The organism is Staphylococcus sp. ZWU0021 (assembly GCF_000798895.1).
Taxonomy (GTDB): Bacteria; Bacillota; Bacilli; order Staphylococcales; family Staphylococcaceae; genus Staphylococcus; species Staphylococcus saprophyticus.
The window spans coordinates 60718-81819 of record NZ_JTLN01000034.1; the positions used below are offsets into that span (position 1 = coordinate 60718).

Consider the following 21102-nt stretch of genomic DNA (forward strand, 5'->3'; position numbering starts at 1 on the left):
TATTAAATATGATTACTTGTTCACACTAACCACAAGCTCTCTGAAATCAAGATTCAATATTACTTATCCTACGAACAATAGCATAATTAAGTTAATTTAAATATAGCAAATAACATCAGCTATTTCAAGGGTGACAACGTTTATGTCAATTAGAGTCCCTACATATAAGCAAGATCTTGTAAATATTGCGATACCACTTCAATATCTTTATGGAACTGTCTATCTTCTGTAATTGATGGTACGATGTGACGTAATTCTTGATACTTTTCATATGTTTTCGGTGATAATTTATCAATATCTTTATATTCAACGGCTTGTAATGCAATAATCGTTTCAATTGCTAAGACACGTCTCGCATTTTCAATGATGTGATAGCCATGACGAGAGGCAATCGTTCCCATCGAAACGTGATCCTCTTGATTAGCTGACGATGGTATTGAGTCAACACTTGCTGGATGTGCGAGTGTTTTATTTTCTGATACTAAGCTCGCAGCAGCATACTGCATAATCATCGCGCCACTCTGTAATCCTGGTTGTGGACTTAAAAAGGCAGGCAATCCATTATTTAATTGAGGATTTACGAGTCGTTCTAAACGACGCTCTGATACATTAGCCAATTCACTTACACCTAACTTTAAGAAATCTAATGCAAAGGCAATCGGTTGCCCATGGAAATTACCTCCAGAAATAACAAGCGTTTCATCGCCTTCATCAAATATTAATGGATTATCATTAGCAGCGTTCATTTCAAATTCTAATTTTTCTTTCACATAATTAAATACTTGAAAACTTGCGCCATGTATTTGTGGAATACAGCGTAATGTGTATGCATCTTGTACACGTATGTCACCTTGTGTAGTGGTTAACTCTGAGCCATCTAACCAGTCTAACATTCTAGCTGCAACATCTATTTGTTCTTGAAAATTACGTGCTTTATGCACTTTTTCATTATAAGCATCTGTAATACCATTTAATGCTTGATGTGTTAGAGCAGCAATCCATTCTGCTTGGTAACCTAAGGCTTCCGCTTCAATATAATTAATCACACCTTGTGCAGTCATCGCTTGCGTGCCATTAATGAGTGCAAGTCCCTCTTTAGCTTGTAATTGTATTGGGTTACGATTTAATTGATTTAAGACATACCGGCTGTCTACTTCTTCACCTTTAAAAAATACATTGCCTTCACCAATTAAAGCTAATGCTAAATGAGATAATGGTGCTAGGTCCCCTGATGCGCCTAAAGATCCTTGCTGTGGAATCACTGGTACAATTCTGTTATTGATATAATAAACAAGTTGCTCTACTAACGCGACTGTCGTACCAGAATGACCTTTCAACAAAGTATTTAATCGTAAGACCATCATTACTAAAGCAACTTCTTCTGAAAATGGTTTCCCAACACCACAAGCATGTGATCGAATTAAATTTACTTGTAATTGATTGTATTCATCTTTATCAATTCGCACATCACTAAATAATCCAAATCCAGTTGTAATACCATAGATTGTTTCTTTGTTTTCTATAATATGTTCCACCGTTTGTCTACTTTTCTTTACGCGTTCCAGTGCTTCTTGTGTTACTTCAACGGTATCTTCCTTATTTAAGAACGTTTTAATATCATTGATTGTTAGCATTTCACCATTAAGTTGTAATGTCATTTCCCCATCTCCTTGCTTATCTATTTTGTTCAATTAATTCGAGTATACGCTTACATTTTCACACGAACAATAGGATTGACCATATCCGTAATATGGTATTAAATTACTGATTTAATGGGATAAAGTCGTATCAAAATTATGTTTTCTAAAATTAATATTTTCTTTACGACTTTGCCTATTGACTAATCTCGAAACCAGGTATAATATTTCTTATTGTATTTATAAATGAGCACATGAAAATAAGATATAAGTAACTTAAAAGAAAATGGTTTTAACATTCTATGATATAGAGAATATAAGATAGCCAACTTTAACATTTATCATTTTAAGCAGATGCTTATCTTTTTCAAGTCAACGTATTAAATTAACGCTAAATGTTTAAAAGGAGGTTTCAAAATGGAAACTTTATCACAAGTAAGCATTCCAAAACGTAAAGATGAAACACATAAAGGTGATTATGGGAGAATTCTTTTAATTGGGGGCAATGCGAACTTAGGTGGTGCAATCATGCTTGCAGCTCGAGCGTGTGTTTATAGTGGTAGCGGATTAATCACTGTAGCTACACATCCAACAAATCATGCCGCTTTACATTCACGTTGTCCAGAGGCCATGGTGATTGATATTAACGATACTAAAATGTTAACAAAAATGATTGAGAACACGGATTGTATCTTAATCGGACCAGGACTCGGTTGTGATTTTAAAGGCAATAATGCCATTACTTTCCTATTACAAAATATTCAACCACATCAAAAATTAATTGTAGATGGGGATGCTATTACAATTTTTAGTAAATTGAAACCAGACATTCCTACGTGCAAGGTTATCTTTACGCCTCACCAAAAAGAGTGGGAACGTTTAAGTGGTATTCCTATAGAGGAACAAACGTATGAACGTAATCGTGAAGCCGCAGATCGCATTGGTGCAACCATTGTCTTAAAAATGCACGGAACTGAAATCTATTTCAGAGGTAAAGACTACAAACTGCCAATAGGGACACCAGCAATGGCTACAGGTGGTATGGGTGATACTTTATCTGGTATGATTACAAGCTTTGTCGGCCAATTCAACGACACAGAAGAAGCCGTTACAAGTGCTACGTATACGCATAGTTATATTGGAGAACAGTTAGCAGAAAAAATGTATGTCGTGCCACCATCCAGACTAATCAGTGAAATACCTCATGCTATGAAAGCTTTAGAAAATTAAGCCAAAAAAGACCTACCTCATTGAGGTAGGTCTTTTTTATAATGACTATTATCGCATAAAATTACTCTTCTTCGTTATCTTCGTTATCTTCGTTGTCCGCATTATCAATATCTTCATTCACACGGTCCATAAAGTCTTGTCGTACTTCTTGACGATCATCATCATCTGATACATCACTATCTTCAACTTCTGTATGAATGGCGTTGCCTGGTGCATCGTCCTCTATCACAGCTTCACCTTGTTGTGAATCTTGTGCCATTTGTTCAGTTGCATCAGTATTTTCTGAATCGGAGGCAATTGCTTCAGTTTCTGTTTCAGCTTCATCTTCCTCATTTACTTTAGCTACTGTAGATACGAATTGATTTTCACCTAATTTAATCAATCTCACACCTTGTGCTGCACGGCCGTTTTGTGAAATATCCTCTACATCAATACGGATAATCACGCCAGAGTTTGTAACAACCATCAAGTCTTCTTCACCAGTCACTGATGTGATACAAACTACATTACCATTACGTTCTGTGATAGTCGCTGTTTTAATACCTTTACCACCACGGTTTGATAATCTGTAATCTTCAACTGGTGTACGTTTACCGTAACCATTTTCAGTCACGACGAGTATTTCATCATCGCTTTCGGCTTTTGTAACATCTAAACCGACTACTTTATCGTCTTCTCTAAGTGTAATACCTTTCACACCCGCCGCGGTACGGCCAAGTGGACGCAATGCAGTTTCAGGGAAGCGAATTAATGAAGCGTGCGATGTACCTATTAGAATATCAGTTTCACCATCAGTTAGACGTACTGCAATCAATTCGTCATCCTGTTTGAAACTAATCGCAATTTTACCGTTTTTATTAATATGTGAGAAGTTACTTAGGGCAGAACGTTTCACTCTACCTTTTTGAGTAGCAAAGACTAAATAATCTTCTTCACTTTCTAAATCTTTAACAGCAATCATCGTACTAATCGATTCGTCATTGTCTAACTCAATTGCGTTAACTACTGGAATACCTTTAGACTGACGAGAAAGCTCTGGCACTTCATAGCCTTTAAGTTTATAGACACGACCTTTATTCGTAAAGAATAGCACGTTGTCATGTGTACTTAACGTCACAAGTTGACTTACAAAGTCTTCTTCTAGCGTATTCATACCTTGAACACCACGACCACCACGGTGTTGTGCTCTATAAGTTGAAACTGGTAATCGTTTGATGTAGTTATTATGACTTAACGTAATCACAATTTGTTCTTCTGGAATTAAATCCTCATCTTCAATGTCATCTAAACCACCAAGTTGGATTTCAGTCTTACGTTCATCACCATAACGCTCACGGACATCAATCAATTCATCACGAACAATTTGTAATAATTTTTCTTCATCTGCAAGGATAGATTTCAATTCTTCAATATAAGCAATTAGTTCATTATATTCAGCTTCAATCTTATCTCTTTCTAAACCAGTTAAACGTCTTAAACGCATATCTAAAATCGCTTGTGCTTGACGTTCAGATAATTTAAATTGTTCTTGTAAACTTGCCATGGCAATCTTATCGTTATCTGATTCACGAATAACTCTGATAATTTCATCAATATGATCAAGCGCAATTCTCAAACCTTCTAATATATGTGCACGATCTAAAGCTTTTTTCAAATTATATTCGGTACGTCTTCTTACAACGACTTTTTGATGTTCTAAGTATTCAACTAAGGCATCTTTAAGTGAAATAAGTTTTGGTCTGCCATTAACTAAGGCAATCATGTTTACACCAAATGATGTTTGTAATGGTGTTTGTTTGTATAAGTTATTTAAGACAACACTCGCGTTGGCATCTTTACGGATATCGATTACTACACGGACACCTGTACGTAAACTTGTTTCATCGCGTAAGTCTGTGATACCGTCTATTTTCTTATCACGCGCTAATTCAGCAATCTTTTCTATCATACGTGCTTTGTTAACTTGGTACGGTACTTCTGTAACAACAATACGTTGACGACCGCCACCACGTTCTTCTATTTCTGCACGAGAGCGCAATTGTATTGATCCTCGACCTGTTTCAAATGCACGACGAATCCCACTCTTTCCAAGGATAATACCTGCAGTCGGGAAGTCTGGCCCTTGTATATCTTCCATCAATTCAGCAATGGTAATATCGGGATTATAACTTAAACTTAAAATACCGTTGATGACCTCTGTTAAATTATGTGGTGGAATATTTGTAGCCATACCAACAGCGATACCTGATGCACCATTAACTAATAAGTTAGGGAATCTAGCAGGTAAGACTGACGGCTCTCTTTCATTACCATCATAGTTATCGATAAAATCAATGGTATCTTTATTTAAATCTCTAAGTAATTCAAGTGTAATCTTAGACATACGTGCTTCTGTATAACGCATCGCAGCCGCACCGTCGCCATCCATAGAACCAAAGTTACCTTGTCCATCAACTAAAGGATATCGATAGCTGAAGTCTTGTGCCATTCTAACCATTGCTTCATAAATTGATGAGTCACCATGTGGGTGATATTTACCCATTACGTCCCCAACAATACGCGCAGATTTCTTGTATGACTTGTCTGGTGTCATACCTTGTTCATGTAATCCATACAATATGCGTCGATGTACTGGTTTCAAACCATCTCTAACATCAGGTAAAGCACGTGAGACAATAACACTCATTGCATAGTCTAAGAATGACTCGCGCATCTCATTCGTTATATTTCGTTCATTAATTCTTGATTCAGGTAATTCAGCCATCAAGATATCCTCCTTCAAAAATTCAGTTCATCGTATTAGAAATCTAAGTTGGCATAGACTGCATTATCTTCAATAAACTGTCTACGGTTCTCTACAACGTCGCCCATTAACATTTCGAAGACTTGGTCCGCTTCAATCGCATCATCCAATGATACTTGTAACATGGCTCTATTTTCTGGATTCATGGTAGTTTCCCATAATTGATCCGCATTCATTTCACCAAGACCTTTGTAACGTGAAATCGACCATTTTGGCGTTGGTTCTAACTCAGCTTTAAGTTTTTCTAATTCACGTTCATTAAAGACATAGTATTTTTGTTTACCTTGTGTCAGTTTGAATAAAGGTGGTTGTGCAATATACACATATCCTGCTTCTAACAATGGTCTCATAAAGCGATAGAAGAATGTTAATAACAATGTTCTAATATGTGCACCATCGACATCAGCATCTGTCATAAGGACAATCTTATGATAGCGTGCCTTACTTAAATCAAATTCGCCACCAATACCCGTACCAAATGCCGTAATCATCGAACGAATCTCGTTATTATTTAAAATTCTATCTAAACGTGCTTTTTCAACGTTCAAGATTTTACCACGCAATGGCAATATCGCTTGTGTTTCTGAATCACGACCGGATTTTGTAGACCCACCGGCAGAGTCACCCTCGACGATAAAGATTTCACTACGTGATGGGTCTTTACTAGAGCAATCCGCCAATTTACCAGGTAAGCTTGATATTTCTAATGCTGATTTACGGCGCGTAACTTCACGTGCTTTTTTCGCAGCAAGGCGTGCGTGTGAAGCCATGATACCTTTTTCAACTACAATACGGCCTACTTGAGGATGTTCATATAAGAAACGCTCAAATAACTCAGAGAATAGTTTATCAACGATTTGACGTACTTCAGAGTTACCTAATTTTGTTTTTGTTTGTCCTTCAAATTGTGGATCACCGTGCTTAATTGAAACAATTGCTGTCAAACCTTCACGTGTGTCTTCACCTGAAAGTCTTTCTTTATCTTCTTTGATAATTTTACTATTTAATCCGTAACTATTAAGTACACGAGATAGTGCACGTTTGAAACCTTCTTCGTGTGTACCACCTTCATATGTGTGAATATTATTCGCATACGTCAACAAGTTTGTTGCAAAACCTTTGTTGTATTGTAAAGCAATTTCAACTTCAATATCATCTTTGCTTTGATGCACGTAAATAGGTTCTTCATGTAAAGGCTGTTTGTTTTCATTTAGCATTTCAACATAAGATTTAATACCACCTTCATAGTGATATGTGTCTTCACGAACTTCTTCACCACGTTCATCTCTTAAAGTAATTGAAATACCTTTATTTAGGAACGCAAGCTCTCTTGTACGTTGTTGTAATGTTTCATAATGATATGTTGTCGTTTCTGTGAAAATTTCAGAATCCGCTTTAAAACGAATGACTGTACCTGTATTATCATCATCTGTTTCTTCAATGACTTTCAAGTCAAATTGAGGTACACCTTTTTTATAACCTTGATGATAAACTTTGCGGTCTTTATACACGTATACTTCAAGATCTTCTGATAACGCGTTTACTACTGATGAACCTACACCATGTAAACCACCAGAAACTTTATAACCGCCGCCACCGAATTTACCACCAGCATGTAATACAGTTAGAATAACCTCAACTGCAGGACGTCCCATTTTTTCTTGAATGCCAACAGGTATACCACGGCCATTATCCGTTACCTTAATCCAATTATCTTTTTCGATTACAACTTCAATTGTGTCGGCATAACCTGCAAGTGCTTCATCGATACTGTTATCGACAATTTCCCATACAAGATGGTGTAAACCTTTTTCTGAAGTTGAACCAATATACATACCTGGTCTTTTACGTACCGCTTCTAGACCTTCCAATACCTGAATCTGTCCAGCACCATAATCTTCCGTGTTGTTCACATCTGACACTGCTTCCACCTTCACTTTCCATTACTTTATAATTTCGCCCTGATTAATGCGATAAAGTTTAGCGTTTTTCATAATTTCATGTTCTATACCGTCTACGGATGTCGTAGTAACAAAAGTCTGCACTTTATGTTGAATAGTGCTCAATAAATGAGATTGACGTGAATCATCTAACTCACTTAATACATCATCTAGCAATAGAATTGGATACTCACCTACTTCAATATTCATTAACTCAATTTCAGCGAGTTTGATTGATAGTGCAGTAGTTCTTTGTTGACCTTGCGAGCCATAAGTCTGAGCGTCCATTCCATTCACATTAAAACCTAAATCATCTCTGTGAGGTCCGTATAAACACACACCTCGATCTTTTTCTCGTTCCATATTGTCATTAAGTATCGTTAAGACTTCCTCTAAGCGTTCCGTCTCACTTTTATCTTTATTTTCTAGTTTAATACTAGGTAAATAGTTTAAAGACAATGTTTCACGTTCATTTGTAATCCCAGAATGGATAGGTTTCGCTAGTGATTCAAGTTCATTAATAAAATGTTCACGTCTTAGCGTAATTTTGAGTGCGTATTCTGCAAATTGTTGGTTTAAGACTTCAAGCATGGTGCTGTCTGTCTTTTGTCCATATTGCAGTTGCTTCAAATAATTATTCTTTTGTTTTAAAATACGTTGATACTGTGACAAATCATTTAAATATACTGCTGAGATTTGTCCAAGTTCCATATCTATAAATCTACGTCTAATCTGCGGTGATCCTTTGACAATATTTAAATCCTCAGGCGCAAACAAAACGACGTTCAAGTGCCCAATATACTGGGTCAGTCTACTTTGTTCTAAGTGATTGATTTTGACTTGTTTACCTTTTTTAGTGATGTACATCGTTAAAGGCATCTCACCATATCTATAACTAAGGTCACCCTCTATTTTAGCATAGTCGCTATCGAAACGTATGAGTTCTTTGTCATTAGACGTTCTGTGACTTTTAGCTAGTGCTAACGTATAAATAGATTCTAATAAATTAGTCTTCCCTTGGGCATTTTCACCAATCAATATATTGACATCGGGATGACAATTTAAGGAAATCGACTCATAATTACGATAATTTTGTAACTGGAGTGTCTTTAATTTCATTCTTCACCTTGATGTAATATCAAAAATGAACCGACTTCTGGTATGACAATGCTATCTCGATGATTTAATTTCTTACCGCGACGCGTTTCACGCTCATCATTGATCATGACATCAAAATCTTGTAAGAACCATTTTGCTTGTCCGCCAGATTCGATAATACCTTCTGTCTTTAGAAATTGCCCTAAAGTAATGTCTCCATCAACAATTACCTCTTCAACCAAATCAATCACTCCATTTCTTTTAAGCTCACTTATATATTATACCTTTTTTTGCGGAAAATTTCATGCAAAATACAGTGAGTAAGCGATTTCTTTTAACTTATTTTAACTATTTTTAAATAATTAGTTTCAAAGTTATTTTTAACGTTGTTTCATAATGTCATATTATATCAAAAATAAATACATTATATGGGCATTCTTTACAAATAATATTAATTTTCACTAAATACCTTAATCTGCTTAAAAATTTATGTATGATATACGGACTATATTTATTTTGCATTTAGAGCTGTTTTAAGACACTTTTATTACTTTTAAGCATTTTCCCCTAAGAAAATGTTCAAAATGCTTATATTTGCCCTTTAAATGTCTTTAATCATGAAATTAATTAATAACATTAGCAAATTTCTAATTATCTCTTAGTATCTGCTTTTAAACTCAGACTCTTTTTTCAAATAAAAACAGGAACAAACCAGAAATCACTAAGATTTCAAAGGCTTGTTCCTGTTAAGTTGCACTTTTATGAGAAAAGTTATTGCGTTGATCTATTTAACAATACGATTAATACGTTCTAATCGGTAAGATGAGTTGTGTAACTGAATCATCATCTTTTGGTTTTAAAATAAATGGTTTCATTGTACCGAAAAATTCTACTTCCACTTCATCGTTATCAATGGCTTTTAAAGCATCCATCATATATTTTGAGTTGAATGAAATTTTTAGGTTGCCACCATCTACATTACTTGCTTTAACATCTTCTTTTACCGTACCAATTTCTGGTGATGTTGAAGATAATTCTACAAGTTCATTACCTGTACTTAATTTAATGACATTATTGCCGCCTTCACGTGCTAATAATGATGCACGATCGATGGCATGATAGAATTCACCATTATCAATTCCTAATTTAATTTCGTAATTCTCTGGGAATAAACGAGATGTATCAGGATAATGACCTTCTAATAAACGTGAAATAAAGTTTACGTTACCCACTTTGAATAACACTTGATTTGAAGCAAAGAAAATATCGATGTCTTCTTCACTGTCTGACATAATCTTATTTAACTCAGATAATGCTTTACCAGGAATGATGACATTTTTATTTTCTGAGTCATCTTCTAATGCTACCTTTCTTACAGCCAAGCGGTGCGAGTCAGTAGCTGTGCATATTAATTCATTTTCTTGTATAAGCCAGTTGACACCAGTAAGTACTGGGCGTGTTTCTGAGGTGGACACTGCGAAATTAGTCTGTGCGATAACGTTTTTAAGCACTTTAACTGATAATTGGATCGCATCATCACGAGAAACTTGTGGCAATAACGGGTATTGATCTGGGTCTAAACCACTTAAGTTAAATTCAGAATGTCCAGATGTAATAAGTGTTTGGAACTGTTCATTTGTAGAAAGTTTAACTTCTTTACCTGGTAATTTTTTTATAATGTCTACGAAGAAACGACCAGGAAGCACGACTGATCCGGTTTCAGCAATATCAATAATATTTTCACCATCGACTTGTTTAGGAATAGTGATTTCGATTGAGATTTCTGAATCAGAACCAGTTAGTATAACTTCGTTGTTTTTAACTTCAATTTTGATACCAGTTAAGATAGGTAATGTTGTTCTTGGTGAGATGGCCTTAAGTGTGTCATTTAATTGATTAATAAAATAATCTCTTCTTATTGTGAATTCCATCTTTATTAAACTCCTTCCAGTCGTTTATATATTAAATTATATAGGTTTTAAGACAGTAGTAATAGTAGTAGGGCTTGTGGATTAGGGGATAAGTTAATTTTAGTGAACAGTGACGTCGATTAAAGACTGTGGATAACTTGTGCACTGTGTGTATGACTTTTTAACATTATCCACAATAACGTTTATAATTCCTCTATTAACTATTCCTCAAAATACCTACGATTAATCTGTTATAGTACAGTTTATTTTATTGGTTTCTTATTTCTTTTTCTAAATTTTCAACTTCTTGTTTAAAAATTGGATCATTTTGTATATCTTTAACTATTTTTTCATGTGCATGAATAACCGTTGTATGATCACGACCGCCAAACTCTTCACCAATTTTTGGTAATGAAAAATCGGTTAACTCACGTGATAAGTACATTGCAATTTGACGCGGATAAGCGATGGATTTTGTTCGTTTTTTAGCGCTAAAATCTTCAATTCTTACACTATAATACTGACCAACAATTTTCTGAATATCTTGTATCGTGATTTTTTTAGATTTAGGTGCTTGAATAATATCTTTAAGTGCTTCAGCTGTTAACTCAGTCGTAATGGGTTGTCCCTGTAATTTTGAAAATGCTAAGACACGTGTTAATGCACCTTCAAGTTCACGAATATTAGACTGAATTTGATTAGCGATGTAAGTAAGCGCCTCAGTTGGAATGTTAAGATTTTCTTCGCCAATTTTCTTCTGTAAAATCGCCATTCTTGTTTCATAATCAGGCGGCGTAATATCTACGATTAATCCCCATTCGAAACGTGAACGTAAACGATCTTCTAGTTTAGCAATTTCTTTTGGAGGTCGATCACTAGAAATTACAATTTGCTTATTTGCTTGATGTAATTCATTAAATGTATGGAAAAATTCTTCTTGAGTTTGTTCTTTATTTTGAATAAATTGAATATCATCAATTAATAAAACGTCGATATTACGGTATTTTTCCCTAAAACGTTCAGTTTTATTATCACGAATAGACTTAATAAATTCATTTGTAAATTTTTCACTAGACGTATAAATAACTTTAGCGTCTGGATTGTTATCCAATACATAATGACCAATCGCATGCATTAGATGGGTCTTACCTAAACCAACACCACCATAAATAAATAATGGATTATACGCTTTAGCTGGTGCTTCTGCCACTGCAAGACTTGCAGCATGAGGGAATCTATTACCTGGTCCAATGACAAATGTTTCAAACGTATTATGTGTATTGAACTGTTCACCGCCAATGACAGCTTCATCAACGCCTGGCGTATACTTTTTGGCTGGTTGTTCTGGTTGATTTTCTTCTTTTTGCTCACTTGTATGTAAGCTTTTTAGCTCTTCTTCAGTATAAAAGACTGGTGCTATCTCATGACCAATTGCTTCATATAAAGCAGCTTTAATAATTTCTGCGTAATTCATCTTTAACCAATTAGCAACAAAATCGTCATCAGTAACTACAATCGCTTGTTCATTCTGCAGTTTAAACAATTTTGTATCTTTAAGAAATGTTTGGTAGCTTGCACTACTTACTTTTTCTTGAGCCAAGGTTAGAACTTTTTCCCAAATTTCTTGTTCTGACATAATAACAAACTCCAACTTTCATAAATTTTAAAGTTATACACAAAAACAACAGGTACAAATAAAAAGAATCACAGGCTGTTGATAATTATCCACAAGTTACGCACAATCAGTGGATAACTATTACCTAACTGTGATTTATACACAGGCTTTTGTTGTATAATTTATTAATTTAAACCCTGTAGTAATCAATATCTACATAACTTATCCACACAATTATACTTTTTAACAACAACCTCTGTCAAATGGGTGTGAATATGTTCTTAAATGCTGAGGAACTCTGTGAATAACATTATACTTATCCACAAATTTGAGGTATAGCGTTGTGTATAAGTGGATAACTTTAAGTAATAGACAGTATACCAAATTTTAAGGTGTTTGTGGGTTTGGGAAATAATTTATAAAGATTGTATGAAAAATGTATAACACAAAATGGATAAATGCAGGGGTGCTGCAAAAGGGGAGTATCTGCATAGACAGAAGCACTTTTGGAGTGAAACATAGTAAATGCTTGATTGTAATATAATAAAGGAAGTGTATGATGTAACTCATATATTTTAAATCAGTCACTTAAATTGAGACTTGCTTTATAAAATAGATTTTGTTATATTGTAGTAGTTGCTTGAATTATGACTAGAAATTAATAACAGTTAAATCAAGACTTGAAGCAGAAGCGTATATTAATTTATCTATTATAATAGTATAGAACCGAATAAAGATGGAGGTGTTTTTGCATGGTAAAACGTACTTATCAACCAAATAAACGTAAACATAGTAAAGTTCATGGTTTCAGAAAACGCATGAGCACAAAAAATGGTCGTAAAGTGTTGGCGCGTCGTCGTCGTAAAGGCCGTAAAGTATTATCAGCATAAGATCACTGACTCATCAGTGGTCTTTTTTTTGGTTTTAGTGAAGTAAAATTGCTAAAAATTACGTAGATTTCTACTATTAATTTATGATAACGAATGAATAGAACGAAACATAAGGTTCGTTGGTATATGTATTGAAAAGATATGATAAGTGAGTGATGCTTGGTGGAGAAAGCTTACCGAATAAAAAAAAATAGTGATTTCCAGTTTATTTATAAGAAAGGGAAATCAGTTGCAAATAGACAATTTGTAATATATACGCAACCTAATAAAGCGTTGAATCATTTTCGCTTAGGTATTAGTGTTTCTAAAAAGTTAGGTAATGCAGTCGTAAGAAATAGAATTAAACGTGCCATTCGCGAAAATTTTAAAATCCATAAAGAAGATATCTTACCAATGGATATTATTGTGATAGCGAGGCAACCAGCAAAAGATATGGACACATTACAAATACAAGCGAGTTTGGAACATGTACTCAAAATAGCAAAGGTATTTAATAAGCGTGTTTAAGTAGGGAAGGGGAAGAAGATGTTAGACAACTGTAAGTCTTACCTCATACAAACCGAAGACTAACTTTTACAAAATGGTAAACAAGATACTCGCTTTTTAATAGGAAACTATTTACAATATTATAATGATAAAAATGAAGTCGAAAAGGAGGCGAGATGGATGATGGATTTAGATACGATAACGAGTATATCAACACCAATGGGTGAAGGTGCAATTGGTATTGTACGTTTATCAGGTGTAGATGCTGTAGATATTGCAGATAAACTTTATAAAGGTAAAGAAAGACTTGAAGATGTAACGTCTCACACGATTAACTATGGTCATATTATTGATCCTGAATCGAACGAAGTGGTGGAAGAAGTTATGGTTTCCGTACTACGTGCACCAAAGACGTTCACACGTGAAGATATTGTCGAAATTAACTGTCATGGTGGCATTTTAACAATTAATAGAATACTAGAATTGACGATGACCTATGGAGCCCGTATGGCTGATCCAGGTGAATATACAAAGCGTGCTTTCTTAAATGGCAGAATAGACTTATCTCAAGCAGAAGCAGTGATGGATTTTATTCGTTCTAAAACCGATCGTGCGTCTAAAGTTGCAATGAATCAAATAGAAGGTCGTTTAAGTGATATGATAAAACGACAGCGACAATCCATTCTCGAAATCCTTGCTCAAGTCGAAGTGAACATAGATTACCCAGAATATGATGATGTCGAAGATGCGACTACAGAGGTATTATTAGGGAAATCAAATGAAATTAAAACAGAAATTAATAAATTACTCGATACAGGTACACAAGGGAAGATTATGAGAGAAGGGCTTTCTACGGTTATCGTAGGTAAGCCTAATGTCGGTAAATCATCGATGCTCAATAACCTCATTCAAGATAATAAAGCCATTGTGACTGAAGTGCCTGGTACTACAAGAGATACTTTAGAAGAATATGTTAATGTCCGTGGTGTACCATTAAGACTTGTCGATACAGCAGGTATACGTGATACAGAAGATATCGTCGAACGTATTGGTGTAGAGCGATCAAGAAAAGCTTTAGGCGAAGCGGATTTAATACTATTTGTACTTAATTATAATGAAAGATTAACAGATGAAGATCGTAAGTTGTATGAAGTGATTAAGAATGAAGATGCGATTGTTATTGTTAATAAGATGGATTTAGACAAGCATTTAGATCTTGATGAAGTCAAAGATATGATTGGCGATATGCCATTGATTCAGACATCGATGCTCAAACAAGAAGGCATTGATCAATTAGAAATTCAAATTAGAGATTTATTCTTTGGTGGCGATGTTCAAAACCAAGATATGACTTATGTTTCTAATTCAAGACATATTTCATTATTGAAACAAGCAAGAAATACCATTCAAGATGCAATAGATGCAGCAGAATCAGGTGTACCGATGGATATGGTACAAATCGACTTAACAAGAACATGGGAAATTTTAGGTGAGATTATCGGTGAATCTGCAAGTGATGAATTAATTGACCAGTTATTTAGTCAATTCTGTTTAGGAAAATAATAAGGAGGAAATAATAATGGCTCAAGAATATGATGTGATAGTAATAGGAGCCGGACATGCTGGTATTGAAGCTGGATTAGCTTCAGCACGTCGTGGTGCCAAAACGTTAATGTTGACGATTAACCTAGATAATATTGCTTTTATGCCGTGTAACCCATCAGTGGGTGGTCCAGCAAAAGGTATTGTCGTACGTGAAATCGATGCATTAGGTGGTCAAATGGCGAAAACCATTGATAAAACGCACATTCAAATGCGTATGTTAAATACTGGTAAAGGTCCAGCAGTAAGAGCATTACGTGCTCAAGCAGATAAAGTCTTGTATCAACAAGAAATGAAAAAAGTAATTGAAGATGAAGCAAACCTTGATATCATGCAAGGTATGGTAGATGACCTCATTATTGAAGATGATGTCATTAAAGGTGTAAGAACAAATATCGGTACAGAATACTGGTCAGAGGCAGTTATTATTACAACAGGTACATTTTTACGCGGTGAAATCATTTTAGGTAACATGAAGTATTCAAGTGGTCCAAACCATCAATTACCTTCAATCTCTCTAGCTGATAACTTAAGAGGATTAGGTTTTGAAGTCGTTAGATTTAAAACAGGTACACCACCACGTGTAAATGCCAAAACGATTGATTATTCTAAAACGGAAATCCAACCTGGTGATGATGTTGGAAGAGCCTTCAGCTTTGAAACAACAGAATATATTTTAGATCAATTGCCATGTTGGTTAACTTATACAAATGGTGATACACACCAAGTGATTGATGATAACTTACATTTATCAGCAATGTATTCAGGTATGATCAAAGGTACTGGTCCAAGATATTGCCCATCCATTGAAGATAAATTTGTAAGATTCAATGACAAACCACGCCATCAACTATTCTTAGAACCAGAAGGTAGAAATACAAACGAAGTTTATGTCCAAGGTCTATCAACAAGTTTACCTGAACATGTGCAACGTCAAATGTTAGAAACGATTCCTGGTTTAGAAAAAGCAGATATGATGCGTGCAGGCTATGCCATCGAGTATGATGCGTTAGTTCCAACACAATTATGGCCAACACTTGAAACTAAAAAAATTAAAAACTTATACACTGCTGGCCAAATTAATGGGACATCAGGTTATGAAGAAGCGGCTGGACAAGGTATCATGGCTGGTATCAATGCAGCAGCACGTGTTCAAGGTAAGGATGAAGTTATCTTAAGTCGTTCAGATGCCTATATTGGTGTATTAATTGATGATTTAATTACTAAAGGTACAAACGAACCTTATCGTTTATTGACTTCTCGTGCTGAATACCGTCTATTATTAAGACATGACAACGCTGATTTACGTCTAACAGACTTAGGTTATGAATTAGGTATGATTTCAGAGGAACGCTATGCACGTTTTAATGAAAAACGCGCTATGATTAAAGCAGAACAAGAACGTCTAAATGGTATTCGTGTCAAACCAAACGACCGTGTGCAAGAGATTATTGAGGCTCAAGGCGGCTCTCGTTTGAAAGACGGTATCCTTGCTTTAGAATTATTACGTCGTCCTGAAATGACATACGATTTAATTCTAGAAATTTTAGATGAATCACATCAATTGCCTTCAGACGTTGAAGAACAAGTTGAAATTCAAACTAAATATGAAGGTTATATCAATAAATCCTTACAACAAGTTGAAAAAGTTAAACGTATGGAAGAGAAGAAAATTCCAGAAGATCTAGATTATAGTAAGGTAGATAGTTTAGCGACTGAAGCTCGTGAGAAATTAGCAGAAGTTAAACCACTCAATATTGCACAAGCTTCACGTATATCTGGTGTCAATCCAGCCGATATTTCAATTTTACTTGTATATCTTGAACAAGGTAAAATCCAAAGGGTGAATAACTAAGATGAGTGTAGCATGGTTAACACAGCAACTGAGTACACATGGAATAGAACTTTCAGATAAACAACAACAACAGTTTCAAACGTATTATCAAATGCTTGTTGAATGGAATGAAAAAATGAATTTAACAAGTATTACTGAAGAACATGAAGTATATTTGAAGCATTTTTATGATTCAATTGCGACAAGTTTTTATACGGATTTAACTAAAGAATTAACGATATGTGACGTGGGTGCTGGTGCTGGTTTTCCTAGCATTCCTTTGAAAATCATTTTTCCGAATTTGAAAGTTACAATTGTAGATTCATTGAATAAACGCATTCACTTTTTAAATCAATTAGCGGAAGCTTTAGAGTTAGACAATGTGAGTTTTGTACATGATCGTGCCGAAACTTATGGTAAGGGAGACTACAGGGCGTCTTACGATATCGTTACAGCACGTGCAGTTGCTAGACTTTCTGTATTAAGTGAGCTATGCTTGCCATTAGTTAAAAAAGGTGGTCACTTCATAGCACTGAAATCGTCTAAAGGTGAAGAAGAATTGGAAGAAGCACGTTTCGGTATTGGCGTATTAGGTGGTAAAGTACTTGATACAATTTCATATGAACTACCTGAAGATGCAGGTGAAAGACAGATGATTATCATAGACAAACGTAGTCAAACACCTAAGAAATATCCTAGAAAACCAGGAACACCAAATAAATCACCGTTACTTGAAAAATAGTAAAATTCAATACAATTAATTTAGAGGGAGCGCATAGTAAATGAAAAAACCTTTTTCTAAATTATTTGGTTTAAAGAACAAAGATGACATCGTTGGTTATATTGAAGAGGATTATAATAATAGCGTTGAATCTATTCATACGGAACGTATTGTGCCAAACCGTTATCAACCAAGACAAGTATTTGAGCCAAATAAGATTAAAGAACTCGCAGAATCTATAGAAGAACATGGTTTGCTACAACCGATTGTCGTACGTCCAATTGAAGAGGATATGTTTGAGATTATAGCAGGCGAACGTAGATTTAGAGCTTTACAGAGTCTAAGTAAAACGCACGCTGATGTAATTATTAGATATTTAGATGATGAGGAAACTGCTGTAGTCGCACTCATTGAAAATATTCAACGTGAAAATTTATCTGTTGTTGAAGAAGCCGAAGCTTATAAAAAGTTACTAGAAATCGGGGATACCACACAGAGCGAATTAGCTAAAAGTGTCGGTAAAAGTCAGAGCTTTATTGCAAATAAACTACGTTTATTAAAATTGGCGCCTAAAGTATTGGAACGTTTACGTGAAAGTAAAATTACGGAACGCCATGCGCGCGCGATGCTCAGTTTATCAGAAGAAGATCAAGAAATATTAGTTGAAACGGTTATAAGTCAAAAATTAAATGTAAAACAAACAGAAGCACGTGTGAAACAAAAGATAGGCCCTGAAAAAGTAAAAGCACAAAGATTTGAATTTGAAAAAGATTTGACCGATGCGCGTGAAGCAGTTGGTAAAAGTCTAGATTCTATCGAAAAAAGCGGTATTAAATATGAGCATCAAGCCAAAGATTACGATGATTATTATGAAATTAAAATAAAATTATTTAAACATTAATAGTGATAGAGGTTTACCTATGATAAGACGAGGTAAGCCTCTATTTTTTGTACTAATATATATGATTAGGTATTAATTAAGGTTTAATAAAATCAAAAATACATATTTATAAAATTAGAATAAAAAACAAATGCAATATTGTGGGATTTTACCATTTATGGTTAAATTAAGAAAACGCTTTCAAGTTATCTAAGGGGGAATGGTAACATGATTACTTTTATTGTAGCTATTATTTTATTGGTGGTGGGTTATTTCACTTATGGAAAATACATAGACAAAATGTTTGGACCAAATAAAGAGCGACCCACACCAGCGTATGATCAAAGAGATGATGTTGATTATTTACCGATGAAGACGCGATCTAACTCGCTTATACAATTGTTAAATATCGCAGGTGTTGGACCTATATTTGGACCTATTATGGGAGCACTTTATGGACCCATAGCATTTATTTGGATTGTTGTAGGCTGTATCTTTGCAGGGGCAGTACATGATTATCTGACCGGTATGATTTCAATTAGAAATAAAGGGGCGCACTTACCAGAACTTGCAGGGAAATTTTTAGGTCAAGTGATGAAGCACTTTGTTAATATATTTTCTATTTTATTATTACTCTTAACAGGAACTGTATTTGTGACTAGTCCGGCACTTCTATTACATAATTTAATGGATGGACGCATTGCACTGAGTATTATTATTTTTGTTATATTTGTGTATTATACATTATCTACAATTTTACCTATAGATAAGATCATTGGTAGAATTTATCCAGTGTTTGGCGCATTATTATTAGTGAGTGCGGTAGGTATAGGTTTCCGTCTTATTCAAACAGGGGCACCTATTCCAGAACTAAATTTTAGTAATATGCATCCTGATGGGGCGCCAGTATTTCCATTACTATTCTTTACAATAACTTGTGGTGCATTGTCTGGATTTCATGCGACACAGACACCGATTATTTCTAGAACAACAAATAAAGAACAGAATGGTAGATTCATCTTTTACGGTATGATGATTGCGGAAGGTATCATAGCAATGATTTGGGCTGCAGCGGGTATGAGTTTATTTAATGGCTATAATGGTTTGAATGATGTCTTAGCACGTGGTGAAGCTGCATTAGTAGTGAGCCAGGCATCACATCTATTACTGGGCTCTGTATTCGGTACGATCGCCGTGTTAGGTGTTATCATTTTACCAATCACTAGCGGGGATACGTCTTTCAGAAGCGCTAGAATGATTATTGCAGATTATTTAAACTATGGTCAGCGAAATATTGTTAAACGTATTATTGTAGCAGTACCATTGTTCGTTATTAGCTTTGGTCTTACACAAGTTGATTTCACGATTCTATGGAGATATTTCTCTTGGGCAAATCAAACAACAGCGGTTGTTGCACTATGGGTAGGTGCGATGTATCTATTGATTGCGAAAAAGAATTTCTGGGTGGCAGCAATCCCAGCTGTGTTTATGACATGGAATATTTTTACTTATATTTTAAGTCAGAAAATTGGATTGGGTTTAGACCTCAATTTAAGTTATATCATAGCCTTTGTGCTAACGATTTTATGGGTAGCTTATTTCAGTTATCAATACAAAAAAATCACAGCAGGTGCTAAATTTGAATTGGATTATCAAATATCTTATAAGCAACAACAAACAACATAATATTATATTAAAGGATAGGAGCTTGCTAATATAACAAGTTTCCTATCCTTTGGTATGTCTAAAGGGCAGTCTTGATTCACTGTGACAACAGTATGTAAAAATATTTAAGCATGGCAAAATGATGCAGATGTCAACGAACTTTGATAGTCTTATATTGAAAATCATCATAATCTCTACTTAAAGGAGCAGAACAATGAATTTAGGACATCAAATTAAATATTATCGGCAACGCGATTATTTATCTCAAGAAAGTTTAGCTGAAAAATTATATGTTTCACGACAAACAATTTCTAATTGGGAGAATGATAAAAGCTATCCAGATATTCATAATTTATTGATGCTAAGTTCATTGTTTGATGTTTCTTTAGATGACTTAGTCAAAGGAGACGTGGAGATTATGGAGCGTAAGTTGAAAGAAAGCAGATTTAATCTATCGTCGCATTTAATGATATGGCCGATGTTGATAGCAGGAATATTAATTGGACCTGCGATGTATTACTGGGGAGCATTTGGTTTAATACTAGAAATATTATTATTAGGTACTGGTATTATTGCATCATTTAAGGTAGAGCGTTTTAAGAAATCATATCAAATACAAACCTATGATCGTATCGTAGCTTTTATGAATGGAAAGGATCCAAATGAAGTACATTCATCTAATTTAAGAAATTTAATTACTTCGATATATAGTTTCGTATTAGTCGTGGGTATTTTTATCGCAGTTGTATTAATTAGTATATATCTATTTAAGCCATAAGTATGATATAAAA

General features: G+C 34.7%; 16 protein-coding genes and 1 other annotated feature (1 of these 17 only partly in view). Of the genes, 9 read left to right on the top strand and 7 right to left on the bottom strand.

Going from position 1 to position 21102, the window contains the following annotated elements:
* Positions 1-79: a binding site (T-box leader), on the bottom strand (it extends 110 nt beyond the left edge of the window).
* A 79-nt stretch (positions 80-158) separates the two neighbouring features.
* The gene (gene hutH, locus L987_RS12395; protein WP_047505090.1) at positions 159-1658 is read right to left on the bottom strand and encodes a histidine ammonia-lyase; all 1500 of its coding nucleotides are present in this window, start codon (positions 1656-1658) and stop codon (positions 159-161) included.
* Positions 1659-2054: 396 nt separating this feature from the next.
* Between hutH and L987_RS12400 the strand changes: the two genes are divergently transcribed.
* Positions 2055-2867 carry an NAD(P)H-hydrate dehydratase gene (locus tag L987_RS12400; protein WP_011302014.1) on the top strand — a complete coding sequence of 271 codons (813 nt, stop codon included), beginning with the start codon at positions 2055-2057 and terminating at the stop codon, positions 2865-2867.
* 61 nt (positions 2868-2928) lie between these two features.
* Here the strand turns inward: L987_RS12400 and gyrA are convergent, their stop codons facing one another.
* The 6 genes from gyrA to dnaA form a co-directional block, all read right to left on the bottom strand.
* Positions 2929-5631 carry a DNA gyrase subunit A gene (gene gyrA / locus L987_RS12405; protein ID WP_047505094.1) on the bottom strand — a complete coding sequence of 901 codons (2703 nt, stop codon included), beginning with the start codon at positions 5629-5631 and terminating at the stop codon, positions 2929-2931.
* Between the two features lie 35 nt (positions 5632-5666).
* Positions 5667-7601: a DNA topoisomerase (ATP-hydrolyzing) subunit B gene (gene gyrB / locus L987_RS12410; protein WP_172969227.1), complete on the bottom strand. Its 1935-nt coding sequence runs from the start codon at positions 7599-7601 to the stop codon at positions 5667-5669.
* Between the two features lie 12 nt (positions 7602-7613).
* Positions 7614-8729, bottom strand: coding sequence for a DNA replication/repair protein RecF (recF, locus tag L987_RS12415; protein ID WP_011302011.1), 1116 nt, complete (start codon positions 8727-8729; stop codon positions 7614-7616).
* Complete coding sequence (yaaA, locus tag L987_RS12420; protein ID WP_171914394.1) at positions 8726-8959, bottom strand: S4 domain-containing protein YaaA; 234 nt, start codon at positions 8957-8959, stop codon at positions 8726-8728. Before yaaA ends, recF begins: the two co-directional genes overlap by 4 nt.
* Before the next feature lie 549 nt (positions 8960-9508).
* Complete coding sequence (gene dnaN / locus L987_RS12425; RefSeq protein WP_047505101.1) at positions 9509-10639, bottom strand: DNA polymerase III subunit beta; 1131 nt, start codon at positions 10637-10639, stop codon at positions 9509-9511.
* Between the two features lie 247 nt (positions 10640-10886).
* A complete protein-coding gene (dnaA, locus tag L987_RS12430) occupies positions 10887-12254 on the bottom strand; it encodes a chromosomal replication initiator protein DnaA (protein ID WP_047505104.1) in 1368 nt (455 codons plus the stop codon).
* Positions 12255-12985: 731 nt separating this feature from the next.
* On the opposite strand from dnaA, the gene rpmH reads away from it, so the two are divergent.
* The 8 genes from rpmH to L987_RS12470 all read left to right on the top strand — a co-directional run bounded on the left by rpmH (position 12986) and on the right by L987_RS12470 (position 21089).
* Positions 12986-13123 carry a 50S ribosomal protein L34 gene (gene rpmH, locus L987_RS12435; RefSeq protein ID WP_000240855.1) on the top strand — a complete coding sequence of 46 codons (138 nt, stop codon included), beginning with the start codon at positions 12986-12988 and terminating at the stop codon, positions 13121-13123.
* A gap of 159 nt (positions 13124-13282) precedes the next feature.
* Positions 13283-13630 carry a ribonuclease P protein component gene (gene rnpA, locus L987_RS12440; protein ID WP_011304029.1) on the top strand — a complete coding sequence of 116 codons (348 nt, stop codon included), beginning with the start codon at positions 13283-13285 and terminating at the stop codon, positions 13628-13630.
* A gap of 162 nt (positions 13631-13792) precedes the next feature.
* On the top strand, positions 13793-15172 hold the full coding sequence (mnmE, locus tag L987_RS12445; protein WP_103301806.1) for a tRNA uridine-5-carboxymethylaminomethyl(34) synthesis GTPase MnmE: 1380 nt from the start codon (positions 13793-13795) through the stop codon (positions 15170-15172).
* A 16-nt stretch (positions 15173-15188) separates the two neighbouring features.
* Complete coding sequence (mnmG, locus tag L987_RS12450; protein WP_002481959.1) at positions 15189-17066, top strand: tRNA uridine-5-carboxymethylaminomethyl(34) synthesis enzyme MnmG; 1878 nt, start codon at positions 15189-15191, stop codon at positions 17064-17066.
* Position 17067: 1 nt separating this feature from the next.
* On the top strand, positions 17068-17787 hold the full coding sequence (gene rsmG / locus L987_RS12455; RefSeq protein ID WP_011304027.1) for a 16S rRNA (guanine(527)-N(7))-methyltransferase RsmG: 720 nt from the start codon (positions 17068-17070) through the stop codon (positions 17785-17787).
* A 40-nt stretch (positions 17788-17827) separates the two neighbouring features.
* Positions 17828-18667, top strand: coding sequence for a ParB/RepB/Spo0J family partition protein (locus L987_RS12460; RefSeq protein ID WP_002481957.1), 840 nt, complete (start codon positions 17828-17830; stop codon positions 18665-18667).
* Between the two features lie 207 nt (positions 18668-18874).
* The gene (locus L987_RS12465) at positions 18875-20332 is read left to right on the top strand and encodes a carbon starvation CstA family protein (protein WP_047505109.1); all 1458 of its coding nucleotides are present in this window, start codon (positions 18875-18877) and stop codon (positions 20330-20332) included.
* A 193-nt stretch (positions 20333-20525) separates the two neighbouring features.
* Positions 20526-21089 (top strand): helix-turn-helix transcriptional regulator, encoded by a 564-nt coding sequence (locus tag L987_RS12470; protein ID WP_047505113.1) that lies wholly within the window; start codon positions 20526-20528, stop codon positions 21087-21089.
* The last annotated feature ends 13 nt before the right edge of the window (positions 21090-21102 follow it).

Coding starts and splice junctions, on each gene's coding strand:
- hutH (WP_047505090.1), bottom strand. CDS start 1,658: ATGACATTACAACTTAATGGTGAAATGCTAACAATCAATGATATTAAA.
- L987_RS12400 (WP_011302014.1), top strand. CDS start 2,055: ATGGAAACTTTATCACAAGTAAGCATTCCAAAACGTAAAGATGAAACA.
- gyrA (WP_047505094.1), bottom strand. CDS start 5,631: ATGGCTGAATTACCTGAATCAAGAATTAATGAACGAAATATAACGAAT.
- recF (WP_011302011.1), bottom strand. CDS start 8,729: ATGAAATTAAAGACACTCCAGTTACAAAATTATCGTAATTATGAGTCG.
- dnaN (WP_047505101.1), bottom strand. CDS start 10,639: ATGGAATTCACAATAAGAAGAGATTATTTTATTAATCAATTAAATGAC.
- dnaA (WP_047505104.1), bottom strand. CDS start 12,254: ATGTCAGAACAAGAAATTTGGGAAAAAGTTCTAACCTTGGCTCAAGAA.
- rpmH (WP_000240855.1), top strand. CDS start 12,986: ATGGTAAAACGTACTTATCAACCAAATAAACGTAAACATAGTAAAGTT.
- mnmE (WP_103301806.1), top strand. CDS start 13,793: ATGGATTTAGATACGATAACGAGTATATCAACACCAATGGGTGAAGGT.
- mnmG (WP_002481959.1), top strand. CDS start 15,189: ATGGCTCAAGAATATGATGTGATAGTAATAGGAGCCGGACATGCTGGT.
- rsmG (WP_011304027.1), top strand. CDS start 17,068: ATGAGTGTAGCATGGTTAACACAGCAACTGAGTACACATGGAATAGAA.
- L987_RS12460 (WP_002481957.1), top strand. CDS start 17,828: ATGAAAAAACCTTTTTCTAAATTATTTGGTTTAAAGAACAAAGATGAC.
- L987_RS12465 (WP_047505109.1), top strand. CDS start 18,875: ATGATTACTTTTATTGTAGCTATTATTTTATTGGTGGTGGGTTATTTC.
- L987_RS12470 (WP_047505113.1), top strand. CDS start 20,526: ATGAATTTAGGACATCAAATTAAATATTATCGGCAACGCGATTATTTA.